Origin of the sequence: Nocardia sp. NPDC050408 (assembly GCF_044458905.1) — a bacterium.
Classification (GTDB): domain Bacteria; phylum Actinomycetota; class Actinomycetes; order Mycobacteriales; family Mycobacteriaceae; genus Nocardia.
Map to the genome: position 1 here is coordinate 495,573 of NZ_JBITIL010000001.1, position 12,560 is coordinate 508,132.

Sequence of the window (12,560 nt, forward strand, 5' to 3'; positions counted from 1 at the left end):
CCACTCGGCGGGTCGGTGTGCGGTGGTGGTGTCGAGACCACCACCGCACACCTCATCAGGCGGGTTGGACCGCGGGTTCGAGGCTTTCAGTGCTCGGCTTCGCATTGACGATTCGATGCACGACAACACCGACGGCGACCACGATCACCACGAAAAGCGGTGCGGCCCAAAGCATCCACCAGCTGCCACCATTCGGCGTATAGACCTCGGCACGCGGCCAGGCCAGGTTCACCGCCATCGCGATGCCCCAGACGACGGCTAGCGCGTTGATCGGGATTCCGAAGCGCCCCAAGCTGAACAACCCGGCGTCACCGCTGTCCCAGCCCCTGATCCGCCGTATCAGCAGCGGTACGGTGACCAGCAGATATGCCAGATAGAGCGTCACGATGCAGACACTGGCCAAGGTCGCGAAGATCGCCGCATTGCCGAGATTGAGCACCAGCAGACCGATACCGAGTACGCCGATGATCACCGCGGGCAGCACCGGTGTGCCGAAGCGTGGATGCACCACGGCCAGCCGACGGGCGAAGGGCAGCTTGCCGTCGCGCGCCATCGAGAACATCAGTCGCGAGCCAGCCGTCTGAATTGCCAAGGTGCACACTGTAATCGCCACCGCGACACACCCGAGCAGCACCTTACCCGCCGGGCTGTCCAGCTTCGAGGTGAGCACATAGGCCAGGCCCTCGGTGCCCAATGAACCGTCGTCCAGACTCGGTGCCGCCATCAGCGCACCGAGCAGCAGCAGTCCACCGCCGAGTGCGGAGACAGCCAGCGCGGTCAGAATGGTGCGCGGCGCGACCCGGCGCGGATTCTTCGTTTCCTCGGAAAGCTCTCCGGCGGAATCGAATCCGACCATTACATAGGCCGCCATCAGGCCGGAGACGAGGAACGCGGCCCAATACGATCCGGGCGCGGCCTGATCGGTTTGCAGCACCACGCCCGGCCCGCGCTCGGTGTGGGTGAAGAACAGCGCGATGATGGCCAGCACGCCGATGATCTCCACGGTGACGCCGATCGAATTGATGCGCGCCATCAGGTCGATACCGATCACATTGATCACCGTGGTGAGCACCAGCAGGATGCTGCCGAGCAGTACCGCATTGGTGGCGCCGGAGGTCGAGGTGAGCGCGGTGTCCTCGCCGACGATCTGGAATCCGCTCCAGATCGATGGCAGCACTACCTGCAGCGCGATCGCCGCCGCGGCGGCAGTCACAATCTGCGCGATGACCATCATCCACCCGGCGAACCAGCCGATGACCTCGCCGCCGAGCCGACGCGACCACTGGTAGATACAGCCCGAAATCGGGTAGCGCGCGGCCAGTTCGGCGAAATTCAGCGCGACCAGGAACTGTCCGACGAACACGATCGGCCAGGTCCAGAAGAACGCGGCCGCACCGAACGAATAGCCGAAACCGAAGAACTGGAAGATCGTGGTGAGGATGGAGACGAAGGAGAATCCGGCCGCGAATGAGGCATAGCGGCCGAGTTTGCGGTGCAGCACCGGCTGATAGCCGAAGCCGGCCAGGTCGGCATTGTCCTGGCTGTCGGGCTGTGGGAGGACGGGGGCGGGAGAATCGACTTTGGTGGCCATGGGGTTTCCTTCGCGAGCGGCCAATACCTATCGCATGACAGTTTTGCGTTCGCGATCGCGCTTTCGGTGTCCCTGGTGTATCGCTTCCGCGATCGCCGGTAACTTCTGCGTTGCCTGGATTTCTATCGAATGACAGAAACCTCACACGTGTGCAATCGTGCTGCGAACATCAGACCGGTCGATCGCTGTGGCGGCGGTCGACCGCATCGAACGCGGTGTCAGAATGACGTCGTGGCAAATCTCGGTCCCGGCCGTCCCCGACTCGACCAGCGCCCCCGGCGCGGTCGGACGCCACGCGCCGAGATCCTCGACGCCGCCGGAGAACTGTTCACCACCAATGGCTATGCCAATACCTCGACGCGTGCGGTAGCGGATGCGGTCGGTATCCGCCAGGCGTCGCTCTACCACCACTTCGCGTCCAAGGACGACATCCTCGACGCTCTGCTCGCCGAAACCATCGCAGGCCCCTTGGATCTCGCCGAACGCCTCCGCGAGGTGCCGGAGCCGGCACGCATCCGGCTATACGCGCTGGCCTGGTTCGACGTGCGCCAGCTGTGCGCATCGCGGCGGAATCTCGGTGCGCTGTATCTACTTCCGGAACTGCGCACCGAACGCTTCGCCGCCTTCCGATTACGCCGCGACGAATTACGCGGGCACTACGAAATTTTGGCCGCGATGGTCGCTGCCGATGCGGGGGTGCCGGGGGCGGAGGGCCTGCCGTTCCGGCTCGTAGAGACGGTGATCAATATCCGCTCGGATGAGGGCAGCGCACCCGCCCACGCCGAACGCGCCATTCCGGACGCGATTATGCGTATGCTCGGCTGGCGCGGTGATCTGGACGGCCTGCACACCGACGCGACCGCCCTCCTCCAGCGTCTGACATTCTGAATCGCCTGCGCGTCAGGACTTTTCGTCGACGGCCACCCATTCTGCACCCCAGCCGTACGCCAGATCGACGCCCTGGTTGAGGAAGATCGACGGATCGGTCGGACGACGGCAGGAATACGGCGCACCACCAGCTCACCATTGATGTTCTCGATGAGCGCCAGCACCATGCGCCGCGAATCACTAGTGCAACCGTCGACACTCATCTCGATCGGCGGAGAATCCACCGGATACAGCGTTGCGGTGGCCCGCACGCCGCGGACCCGTGCCCTGCTGGAACGGCGGGGTTGATGGGCGGCCGGCCATGGCAGGTGCCAAGTGTTGATTGTGACCTGCATCACCTCGCTTTACGGTGCGCCGGGGCTGTCTCGTCTTGTGGTCGACAGTGATTGCGAGAAGGGATAGGCAAATGCACAAGATGGTGATTCTGGGCGCGGGCTACGCGGGCATGTCGGCGGCCACGAGCTTGGCGGCACGCACCAAGCGACGCGACGATGTGCAGATCGTCCTCGTCAATGCGACCGCACGCTTCACCGAGCGGCTGCGGTTGCACCAGACGGCGTCCGGACAGAACCTGGCCGAGTTCGATATTCCGGCATTGCTCGAGGGCACCGGCGTGGAGTTCGTAGGTGGCTGGGTCACCGGCATCGACGCGGCCGCACGCACCGTCCGCATCGACGACGAGCGGGTGCTCGAATACGACACGCTGGTCTACGGGTTGGGCGGGGTCGCCGACACGACCGCGGTACCTGGCGTCGACGACAACGCCTACACACTGAACAGCGTGCACGACGCCGAGTTGCTGGCGCAGCGACTGGCCGGGCTCGGCGCCGGGACCGTGGCGGTCTGCGGCAGCGGGTTGACCGGCGTCGAGACCGCCGCCGAGCTCGCCGAGCGATACCCGGACCTGGACGTTGTATTGCTGGGTCGCCACGAGCCAGGATCGACGCTGGGCGCGCAGGCCAAGGCCTATGTGAACGACGCTCTGGCGCGACTGGGGGTACAGGTGCGCTGCGGTGTGGAGATCGTCAAGGTGTTGCCGGACACCGTGGAACTCGTCGGCGGAGAGAGCATTGCGGTCGACGCCGTGCTGTGGACGAGCGGAGTGCGGGTTTCCCCGATGGCGGCTGCGGCGGGGCTGGCCGTCGACGAGCACGGCCGGATCGTCACCGACGCCGCGCTGCGGTCGGTGTCGCATCCGAACGTCTACGCCATCGGCGACGCGGCCGCGATCGGACAGGGCTACGGCGTGATGCACGGCACCTGCCAGAGCGGTATGCCGACCGGCGTGCACGCGGCGGTATCGATCGTGCGGGAGCTGAAAGGCAAGCAGCCCAAACCGTTCCGGTTCGGCTACTACCACACCCCGGTGAGCCTGGGCCGCCACGACGCGGTGGTCCAGTTCACCAAGCCGGACAACAGCCCCCGCAGGCTGCGGCTGACCGGCCGGCGCGCCGTCTGGTACAAGGAGACGGTGAGTGCAGCGCCCTGGCCGACCTTCGGTCGGATTCTCGAGTTCCCCACTTCCGGTGCGGTGTGGCCGCAGGGCGGGCGGTACACCCGGTGACCGCCGCATCCGCCACGGTTGCGGTGTTCACCGAGCATCGCAACCTGCTGTTCTCCGTCGCGTACCGCATCCTCGGCACCGCAGCCGACGCCGAGGATGCGGTGCAGGACGCCTGGATCAAATGGTCCGCTGCCGATCGTTCCCAGGTGAGCGACCCGAAGGCCTACCTGGTACGAATCGTGTCGAACCTGGCGATGGATCGGCTGCGGTCGGCCACCAGCCGCCGCGAGACCTACGTCGGCCCTTGGCTTCCCGAACCGATCCTCACCGGTACCGTCGATGACGCGACCGCCGCCGAATCGGTTTCGATGGCCCTGCTGGTGGTGCTGGAGACGTTGACCCCGCTCGAACGGGCCGTATTCGTCTTGAAGGAGGCGTTCGGGTTCAGCTATGTCGAAATCGCCGACGCCGTAGAGCGTTCCGAAGCAACGGTGCGCCAGGCCGCGCAGCGAGCCCGGAGCCATGTGCAGGCGCGGCGGCCGCGGTTCCAGGCCGACCGCGACCGCCAACGCGAGGTCAGTGAGCGGTTCTTCGCCGCCGCGATGGGCGGTGACATCAACACCTTGATGCAGTTGCTCGCGCCGGACGTGACGTTGTGGACCGACGGCGGCGGCAAGGTGCGCCAGGCGCTGCTCCCCGTCAGCGGCGCGGACACGGTCGCATCCTGGTTCGCGTCCATGGGCACGCGCACCTACCAGGGTGTCGAGCCAGCCGACATGACCGCAGAGATGGTCGAGATCAACGGCGGGCTCGGCGTCGTGTTCAGCGGCGGTGGGCGCGTCATCGCCACCGTTACCCTCGATGTCGACGCCACTGGCCGGATCACCGCGATCCACAATGTCGCCAATCCCGACAAGCTGCACGCCATTGCCACCCGGACCGTCCATCCGACCTGAGGCCGCCTGCCCGCGGGTAGTGCAGTGGGTGACCAGGGCCGGTCGCCGATGATGCGGTGGAGTCGATCCTCGACGCAGCAGATCTGGTGCGGGTGGCCGGCTCCGCGGATCACCCACCCCTTGAAATCAAGCATCTAGCCTTTGCCGCGTGTGGCTTTGAACTCGAAGCCCCAGTTGTACATGCGTGCGATTTCGCGGATTCCGCCACCGGGATGCCCTGAGGGCGGCCGGACGAAGGTGCCGTCGCGACGAACGATGAACTCGCCGTTGACATTCTCGATATGCGCGAGGATCACGTCGCGCGAATTGTCCTGGCAGCCGCTGATGATCATTTCGATCGGCGGCGAGTTCACCGGATACAGCGTGGCGGTGGACTGCACGCCCTGGAAGTTGTTCGCACCCTCGTAGATCGAGGCGAAGACCAGAATCCGGCGGAACTGCGCGGTGTAGTCGAGATTGATATCGAGATTCTCACCGGTTGTGCTGCTACCGGTGCGGTCATCTTGGTCGAGCCGGATGAACGGCGGGCGATCCAGCGCGCCGAACGAACGGTCCAGGGCGCGAACGGATCCGATCCGCCCGTCGGCCAGTTCGAAGAAGCAGCACAGATCGAGATCGAGCGCATTGGCGCGCTTGCGGCCGAACAGGCCACCGCCCCCGGTCTGCGCGGTGGTCCAATTCAGGTTGACCCGCATGGTTCCCGAGGTGGCGCCGTGCTTGGTCAGCGAAACCGTGGGCGCTTCCTTCGTCAGCGAAACCTTGCTGAGGTTGACCGGCGCGCCGGGAGCCGCAGCAGCTGCGGCGAATTGGCTGGACCCGGTCGGCGGCGCATAAGGCTGCGGTGGTTGATTCGGCGGCGCATAGGGCTGCGGCGTTCGGTCCGGTGGATAAGGGTTCTGCGACGTCGGGCTCGGCGGATACGGCTGCGCCGGATTCGGCGGATATCCGGGCGGTGCCGCAGGCGGATACGGCGGAGGTGCCCCGAACTGCGGTGGCGTCTGTTGCTGCGGTGCGGACGGTGCGCCGAACTGCTGCGGCTCGGGCGGTGCCCCGAACTGCGGCGTGTGCTGCTGCGGTGCGGGCGGTGCCCCGAACTGTGGTGGCGTGGGCGGCGGCGTGTGCTGCTGTGGCGGCGGTGCGCCGAACTGCTGTGGCGTATACGGCTGCGCGGGCGGCGGTGGGTAAGCCGGTTGCGCGTTCTGCTGCGGCTGCGCTGCGGGCGTGTGCCCCGGCCCCGGATCATCAACCGAAATCCCGAAATCGGTAGCCAGCCCGGCCAACCCGGTCGCATACCCTTGACCGACCGCCCGGAACTTCCACGCCCCCTGCCGTCGATACAACTCCCCGAGCACGAATGCGGTCTCGGTACTGGCCCCCGTGCTGTCGAACCGCGCCGCCTCCGCGCCACTCACCGCATCGAGCACCCGCACATACAGCCCATGGAATTGCCCGAATGTGCCACCGTCCGCGGATGCCGCAATAACAATCGTGTCGACCTGCGCTTCGACTTGCGCCAGATTCACCGACAACGTGTCGATAACCGTCGGTCCCGGCCGCTTCCCTTCGTGCCGGACCGCACCGGACGGATGATTCGGCTGGTTATAGAAGACGAAGTCGTTATCCGCCCGCACTTTCCCGGAGACGAGCAGCAGCGCGGAGGCATCCGCATCCGGAACCCCTGGACCTGACTGCCACCCCAGCTCGACGCGGACTGAAGACATCGGCACCGCGACATTGGCGCCCTTCATCATCGACACATCTGCCAAGGTATACGACCTGAGCGCACCCTGTCTCGGTCACCGCGCGCCCCGGCTATCAGCGGGTGGGCGGCGCGATCTGCCAATGTTGTTGCAGCGCACCGGCAATTTCCGGCAGCACCGTGACCGGCACGCGCTTGCGCCGCAACATGGCCCGAATCTCGTTGACCTGCTCGCGTTTGCGCATGTCGTACGCCCCGGCGACCGGCCGCCGCACCGGCGGGATGGACAGCAGCACGAGTTCGCCGTGCCGCTCGTCGCCACCGATCAGATCCAGTGCGAGTGACCAGCGGGCCCGCTCGTCGAGTGCGAACCGTCCGGCCACCACCCGCTCCCAGTCGATACTGGATTCCCGCCACGGGGTGCGCTGGTAGATCGCCCCGTCGGTGAGTACGACGACATCGCGTCCGAACAGCGCGACAAGCAATGCGATTCCGGCCACCGCACCGGCCAGCAGCCCGGTGAAGATCCGGTTGACCCCGAATCCCTCCACGATCGCACCGCAGACCAGCACGGTGACCGCGATTCCGACCATCCCGTACAGCATTGCTCGCCGGGTCGGCACCACACCCGCACGCACCATCGTCATCTCGACCTCCTGCATACCGCACCCCAACCTAGTCGGTCGGTTTACTGCCGGCTTCCCGATGCGGGCGGGTCGACTATCAGGACGCCAGCGCGACTGCCGCCTCGCCGGTGTAGACGAGGAACTGCAGACTCTGCTGGAAATACAGCTGCACCGATTGCGCATCGTGGGTCAGGTAGCCGATGGACAGATCTTGGCCGAGCTGCAGATCGAAGTCGCCGCCGCGCGTGGTCAGTACGAACGCGCCGTCGATGGCCGGGGCCCAGATGATCTCGCCTTCCGGGATGAGGCGTTCGATATGGGTGCGGATCGGGTGGCCGTGATCGGAGGTCTCGCTGACCGCCGTGTACAGGTCCGCGCTCAACAGCACCGAATACGGGCCGTCGACGCCCGCCAGCCGCAGCGCGCTCAGTGCCTGCGCGACGGACTCCGGCACCAGCCGTGGGTCGCTGGGCAGTGTGATCGGGGAATTGGACGAACTCGCCCGAATGCCGGTGATATTCGCGGCCTGATAGCCCTCGAAGATGGCCCGGTCCTCGGCGAAGGCGATCTTGCGCGCGGCTTCCTTGACCGCATCCAGATCGGTGTCCTGCGCGCCGCGCTCGACATCGTCGAGTTCCTCGCGCGACAACGTGAACGGCACCCGCAACTCGACCAGCGGCGCGACCACCCGTTGCCGGGCCTGCACACCCTCATCCGGTGCGGTGATGACGGTGGTGCGGCCGAGGCCGACCGCGGAGTAGTCGGTGCCGTGCGGTCCGGACAGATCGACCACCCGGCGACCGGCGATATGACGCTTGAAGGTGCGCGTCGCCTCTTGCTCGATGGCGGTCCATGCCTCGGCGGTGATCGGCGCGAGTTCGCGATGGAGGTTGTTCATGATTGCATGCTCCTTTTCAACGTGCCGATACCCAGAGAACCGTTACTGCCAACACTATTCGGCGATAAAGATTCCTCGAGCGCTGTCGCCGCCACCCCCGGTGCGTCGGGGAGGTCGTCGAAGAAGTCGAGTGGCGGTGCGAAGAACAGCGTGCCGGTCACCGCGATGGAGAAGTCCAGGATCCGGTCATAGGCGGCCTCCTCCGTCCCGATGAACATCCGGGACAGCATGGTTTCGGTGACGCTCGGCGTGGCCGCGTAGGCGACGTAATAGGTGCCGAATTCGCCGTCCTTGATGCTGCCGAAGGGCATATTGGCGCGCAGGATCTTTCGTTCGTTGCCTTCGTCATCGGTGACGGTGTTCACCGCGACATGCGAATTCGCGGGCTTATCCGCATCGGAGAGCTCGAAATCGTCGAGTTTGGTGCGCCCGATCACCCGCTCCTGCTCCTCGACCGAGAGCGCCCGCCACTGCGCCATGGTGTGCAGATACTTCTGCACGATGACATAACTGCCGCCGGTGAACTCCGGATCCGCATCGCCGACGAACGCCGCGCTGAAGGCCGTGGAGCCCTCCGGGTTCTCCGTGCCGTCCACGAAGCCGAGCAGATCGCGCTGCTCGAAATACCGGAATCCGACGGTCTGATCGACGATGGTGACCGCGCCGGCGAGCCGGTCGTTGATCGTCATCGCCAATTCGAAGCAGGCGTCCTGGAATTCGGATTTGATGTGGAACAGAAGATCGCCCGGCGTGGTCGGCGCGCTGTGGTGCGTGCCGACGAATTCGGGCAGCACATGCAGTTCGGCGGGTCGTGGGCCCGTGAAAAGGCGATCCCACGCCTCGGAGCCGATTGATGCGACGCAGGTGAGCCCGGCGCCGGGCAGCCGAAAACCGACCGAACGACGTATTCCGGAGAGATCGGCGAGCAGGTCACGCACCGCCGCCTCGCCACCCTCGTCGATCGTGGCGACGAGGAAGATCGCGGCCGGCGTGAGCGGTTCGAGGATCGGCTGCGGCTCACCCATGCGCTCCACCCTAAAGGGCGGCAGCGACAAACCGGCCGAGCGGTGCGTTACATCGGCTACGACTTGGCAACTGTCAGCAGGAATGCGACGTCGTCGACGGCCTTGACGCTGTGCCGCGCCTTGGGGATGACCAGCAGGTCTCCGGCCGATCCCTTCCATTCGTTGGCACCGCTGATCAAGGTCAGTGTGCCGCTGAGTACCAGCAGAGTGGACTCTCCCGCATTGTCGTGTTCGGCCAGGCTCTGGCCCGCCGACAGACCGACCACGGTCTGTCGCAGCGCATTGGCATGACCGCCGTAGATGGTTTGCGAACTGCGCCCGCTCGTGGCGGTGCTGGCCAACTTGAGCTGTTGGCGCGCGACCGCAGTCAGCGATTTTTTGTCCATGGACCACCTTCCGCAGATGCAATCAGCCAGATCAGGGCTGGTGACACGGGCTGATATCCAGGAGTATGCCCGACCGGCGGGCGACTTGTGTCCGGTTTGGTCGCCGCGACGGTATGCGGCGTGTTCGCCGCTGGTCGGTGCTCGAAGGAGGTTGCGCGGTCTCGAATGCCTGATGCTGAAGGTTTGCCGACTGGCTGGCTTACTTTCGGATGTAGCGACGAATCCGGAAGCGCAGGCCCGACTTCGACTCGTCCCACGGCTCGGTGTCCTCGGCGTGCCATTCGGAGCCGATGGCGGGTGCGTAGGCATCGCCGTCGACGGCGGTGTCCACCTCGGTGACCAGCAGGTCGGTCGCGAATTCCATGGCAGCTCGGTAGATTTCGCCACCACCGATGATCCAGACGTCCTGCGGTGCGGTCGCGGCGAGTGCGTCCGACAGCGATGCGGCGCGTTCGGCACCCGCACCCGACCAGTCGGGCTGCCGGGTGACCACGATATTGCGGCGGCCATCGAGCGGGCGGAATCTGGGCGGCAGAGAATCCCAGGTGCGACGGCCCATGATGACCGGATGACCCATGGTGACGGCCTTGAAATTTGCCATATCCTCGGGCACGCGCCAGGGGATGGTGTTCTCGAAGCCGATGACTCCATCGGGAGTCTGTGCCCAGATCAGACCGATGGTGCGCACATGCCCTCCCGTCGCCCGACCAGCACGCCGCAACGAATCACTACGCGATGCCGCGTTCATACCGCAACCCGCGCCTTGATCGCTGGATGGTGTTGATAGCCAACCACTTCCACATCTTCGTAGGCGTAATCGAACAGCGTCGGCGCGGGCCGCAGGTTCAGCATCGGGAACGGGTAGGGCTGCCTGCTCAACTGCTCGGTGACCTGCGCGACATGGTTGTCGTAGATATGGCAGTCGCCGCCGGTCCAGATGAAATCACCGGGTTCCAACTCGGTCTGCTGCGCGATCATGTGCGTGAGCAGGGCATAACTGGCGATATTGAACGGCACGCCGAGGAACAGATCCGCACTGCGCTGGTATAGCTGGCACGACAGCTTGCCGTCGGCCACATAGAACTGGAAGAACGCGTGGCACGGTGCCAGCGCCATCTTGTCGAGGTCGGCCACATTCCAGGCCGAGACGATGATGCGTCGGGAATCCGGATTGGTGCGCAGGGTGTGCAGTACTTCGGCGATCTGGTCGATATGGGTGCCGTTGGGGGTGGGCCATGATCGCCACTGCACGCCGTAGACCGGTCCGAGTTCGCCGTGCCGATCCGCCCATTCGTCCCAGATGGTGACACCGTGTTCGTGCAGCCAGGCGACATTCGAATCGCCGCGCAGGAACCACAGCAATTCGTAGACGATCGACTTCAGGTGCACCTTTTTGGTGGTGATCAGCGGAAAGCCCGCGCCGAGGTCGTAGCGCAGCTGGTGGCCGAAGATGCTGCGGGTGCCGGTGCCGGTGCGATCCGCCTTCGCGGTACCGGACTCCAGGACCAGTCGCAGCAGGTCTTCGTACTGGGTATCAGCATTGTTGGCCACGCCTGGCGAGCTTACCCATGTCGTGCCTGGCAAGCTCGAGCCATGCGCAAGCTCTACGTGATCGGCATCGGTGCCGGGGATCCGGACCAGGTGACGGTCCAGGCGATCAAGGCAATGCGGCAGGTCGAGGTGTTTTTCGTCATCGGCAAGGGTGCCGAGAAGCAGGAACTGGTCGATGTGCGCACGTCGATTCTCACCGAACACCTCGATCACCCGTACCGCATCGTGGAGATCGTCGATCCGCCGCGCGACCGGGATCCGGCCGATTACCGGGGCGTTGTCGAGGACTGGCACGATCGCCGTTCGGCGCTGCTGGAGGATGCGTTCGCGCAGGTCGACGGGGTCGGCGGCATTCTCGTCTGGGGTGACCCGTCGCTCTACGACAGCACGCTGCGGATGATCGAACGGGTGCTGGCTCGTGCTGCCCAGAGCTTCGATTACGAGGTGATCCCGGGCGTCACCAGTGTGCAGGCCTTGGCCGCTCGGCATCGGATGGTGCTGCATCGCATCGGCGAGCCGGTGCACATCACCACCGGGCGTCGGTTGCGCGAGGATGGGCTCAGCGGTTCGACCTTGGTGATGCTGGATGGTGACTGTTCGTTCTCGGCGGTGCCCGGCGACGACGTGCACATCTGGTGGGGTGCTTATCTGGGAATGCCCGATGAGACGTTGATCGAGGGGCCGCTGCGTGCGGTCGAGCAGGAGATCGTCGAGCGGCGCACTCGACTGCGCGCCGAAAAGGGTTGGATTATGGACGTTTATCTTCTGCGTCCGGGCTCCTGAAGCGCGACCGCCTTCACGGTGGCGAGGACGGGTGTGGTTTCCAATGTATGGATAGCCTCGAAAGCGCCGAGGCGCTGGTTGAGGTAGCGGTGCAGGGCCGTGGGATCCGAGCACATGGCTTGGGCGACAAGGTTTGTCGGGCCGGTGGTGGTGGCGGCGAAAGCCAGTTCGTCGTGCTCGGCGAGCGCGGTCGCGACGTGGTCGAGCTGTGCTGGTGCCACCGACATCCACAGCAGCGCTTGGGTGGTCGCGCCGAAGCGAGCGTCGTCGAGTTCGACATCGAAGAAGATCGCTTCTGCTGCTCGTAGTTCCGCGAGCCGTCGGGTGACGGTGGCTTGCGACCAGCCGGTGGCCGTGGCGAGTTGGGCCAAGGTCGCGCGGCCGTCTTGTTGCAGGGCATTCAGTAGCGCGGCATCCCCCAGCCCCGCTCCTTCCGTACCTGGGCCGAAAACCACCGCACCGACTTCGCCCCCGCCGCCTAGCCCGCCCCGCCCAGATAGGTTGCCGCGCTGTCAGGTCCGGCCAGCTCGCCGAGCGCAGTCGAAACGCCGCATCATGCGCCCCGCGGCACCGCCATGTGACTGCGCTCAACGGATCTCGATACCTCACAAGCTATCTGGACGCGGCACAAGCGCCTCCACTCCTGCCCGGGC

Annotated in this window: 13 protein-coding genes; 4 read left to right on the forward strand and 9 right to left on the reverse strand. The window is 65.5% G+C overall.

Translation table 11 applies throughout. From position 1 onward, the window contains the following. Positions 1-55: 55 nt before the first annotated feature. Positions 56-1,591 (reverse strand): amino acid permease, encoded by a 1,536-nt coding sequence (locus ACIBJI_RS02080; protein ID WP_364340859.1) that lies wholly within the window; start codon positions 1,589-1,591, stop codon positions 56-58. Between the two features lie 231 nt (positions 1,592-1,822). Here ACIBJI_RS02080 and ACIBJI_RS02085 point away from each other — a divergent pair, with 231 nt between their 5' ends. The 3 genes from ACIBJI_RS02085 (at position 1,823) to ACIBJI_RS02095 (ending at position 4,939) form a co-directional block, all read left to right on the forward strand. Continuing rightward, positions 1,823-2,479: a TetR/AcrR family transcriptional regulator gene (locus ACIBJI_RS02085; protein WP_397082738.1), complete on the forward strand. Its 657-nt coding sequence runs from the start codon at positions 1,823-1,825 to the stop codon at positions 2,477-2,479. Between the two features lie 406 nt (positions 2,480-2,885). Beyond that, positions 2,886-4,043, forward strand: a complete 1,158-nt coding sequence (locus tag ACIBJI_RS02090; RefSeq protein ID WP_364340863.1) for an FAD-dependent oxidoreductase — start codon at positions 2,886-2,888, stop codon at positions 4,041-4,043. Beyond that, on the forward strand, positions 4,040-4,939 hold the full coding sequence (locus ACIBJI_RS02095; RefSeq protein WP_364340865.1) for an RNA polymerase sigma-70 factor: 900 nt from the start codon (positions 4,040-4,042) through the stop codon (positions 4,937-4,939). Before ACIBJI_RS02090 ends, ACIBJI_RS02095 begins: the two co-directional genes overlap by 4 nt. A 134-nt stretch (positions 4,940-5,073) precedes the next feature. Here ACIBJI_RS02095 and ACIBJI_RS02100 read toward each other — a convergent pair whose 3' ends face one another. From ACIBJI_RS02100 to ACIBJI_RS02130, 7 genes are all read right to left on the reverse strand, one after another. Further along, positions 5,074-6,690: a TerD family protein gene (locus ACIBJI_RS02100; RefSeq protein ID WP_364341351.1), complete on the reverse strand. Its 1,617-nt coding sequence runs from the start codon at positions 6,688-6,690 to the stop codon at positions 5,074-5,076. Positions 6,691-6,754: 64 nt separating this feature from the next. Next, positions 6,755-7,285, reverse strand: coding sequence for a hypothetical protein (locus tag ACIBJI_RS02105; protein ID WP_364340867.1), 531 nt, complete (start codon positions 7,283-7,285; stop codon positions 6,755-6,757). Positions 7,286-7,361: 76 nt separating this feature from the next. After that, positions 7,362-8,162 (reverse strand): family 1 encapsulin nanocompartment shell protein, encoded by an 801-nt coding sequence (locus tag ACIBJI_RS02110; protein WP_364340869.1) that lies wholly within the window; start codon positions 8,160-8,162, stop codon positions 7,362-7,364. After that, complete coding sequence (locus tag ACIBJI_RS02115; RefSeq protein ID WP_364340871.1) at positions 8,159-9,187, reverse strand: Dyp-type peroxidase; 1,029 nt, start codon at positions 9,185-9,187, stop codon at positions 8,159-8,161. The genes ACIBJI_RS02110 and ACIBJI_RS02115 overlap by 4 nt, the downstream gene beginning before the upstream one ends. Positions 9,188-9,243: 56 nt before the next feature. Continuing rightward, on the reverse strand, positions 9,244-9,573 hold the full coding sequence (locus ACIBJI_RS02120) for a cupin domain-containing protein (RefSeq protein WP_364340873.1): 330 nt from the start codon (positions 9,571-9,573) through the stop codon (positions 9,244-9,246). Between the two features lie 199 nt (positions 9,574-9,772). Continuing rightward, positions 9,773-10,321 (reverse strand): dihydrofolate reductase, encoded by a 549-nt coding sequence (locus ACIBJI_RS02125; protein ID WP_396957335.1) that lies wholly within the window; start codon positions 10,319-10,321, stop codon positions 9,773-9,775. Then, positions 10,318-11,124, reverse strand: coding sequence for a thymidylate synthase (locus ACIBJI_RS02130; RefSeq protein WP_364340875.1), 807 nt, complete (start codon positions 11,122-11,124; stop codon positions 10,318-10,320). The genes ACIBJI_RS02125 and ACIBJI_RS02130 overlap by 4 nt, the downstream gene beginning before the upstream one ends. A gap of 42 nt (positions 11,125-11,166) precedes the next feature. Between ACIBJI_RS02130 and cobF the strand changes: the two genes are divergently transcribed. Then, positions 11,167-11,907 carry a precorrin-6A synthase (deacetylating) gene (gene cobF / locus ACIBJI_RS02135; protein ID WP_397082741.1) on the forward strand — a complete coding sequence of 247 codons (741 nt, stop codon included), beginning with the start codon at positions 11,167-11,169 and terminating at the stop codon, positions 11,905-11,907. On the opposite strand, the gene ACIBJI_RS02140 is transcribed toward cobF, so the two are convergent. Then, complete coding sequence (locus ACIBJI_RS02140; protein WP_396957334.1) at positions 11,883-12,362, reverse strand: Lrp/AsnC family transcriptional regulator; 480 nt, start codon at positions 12,360-12,362, stop codon at positions 11,883-11,885. The genes cobF and ACIBJI_RS02140 overlap by 25 nt on opposite strands. Between the last annotated feature and the right edge of the window lie 198 nt (positions 12,363-12,560).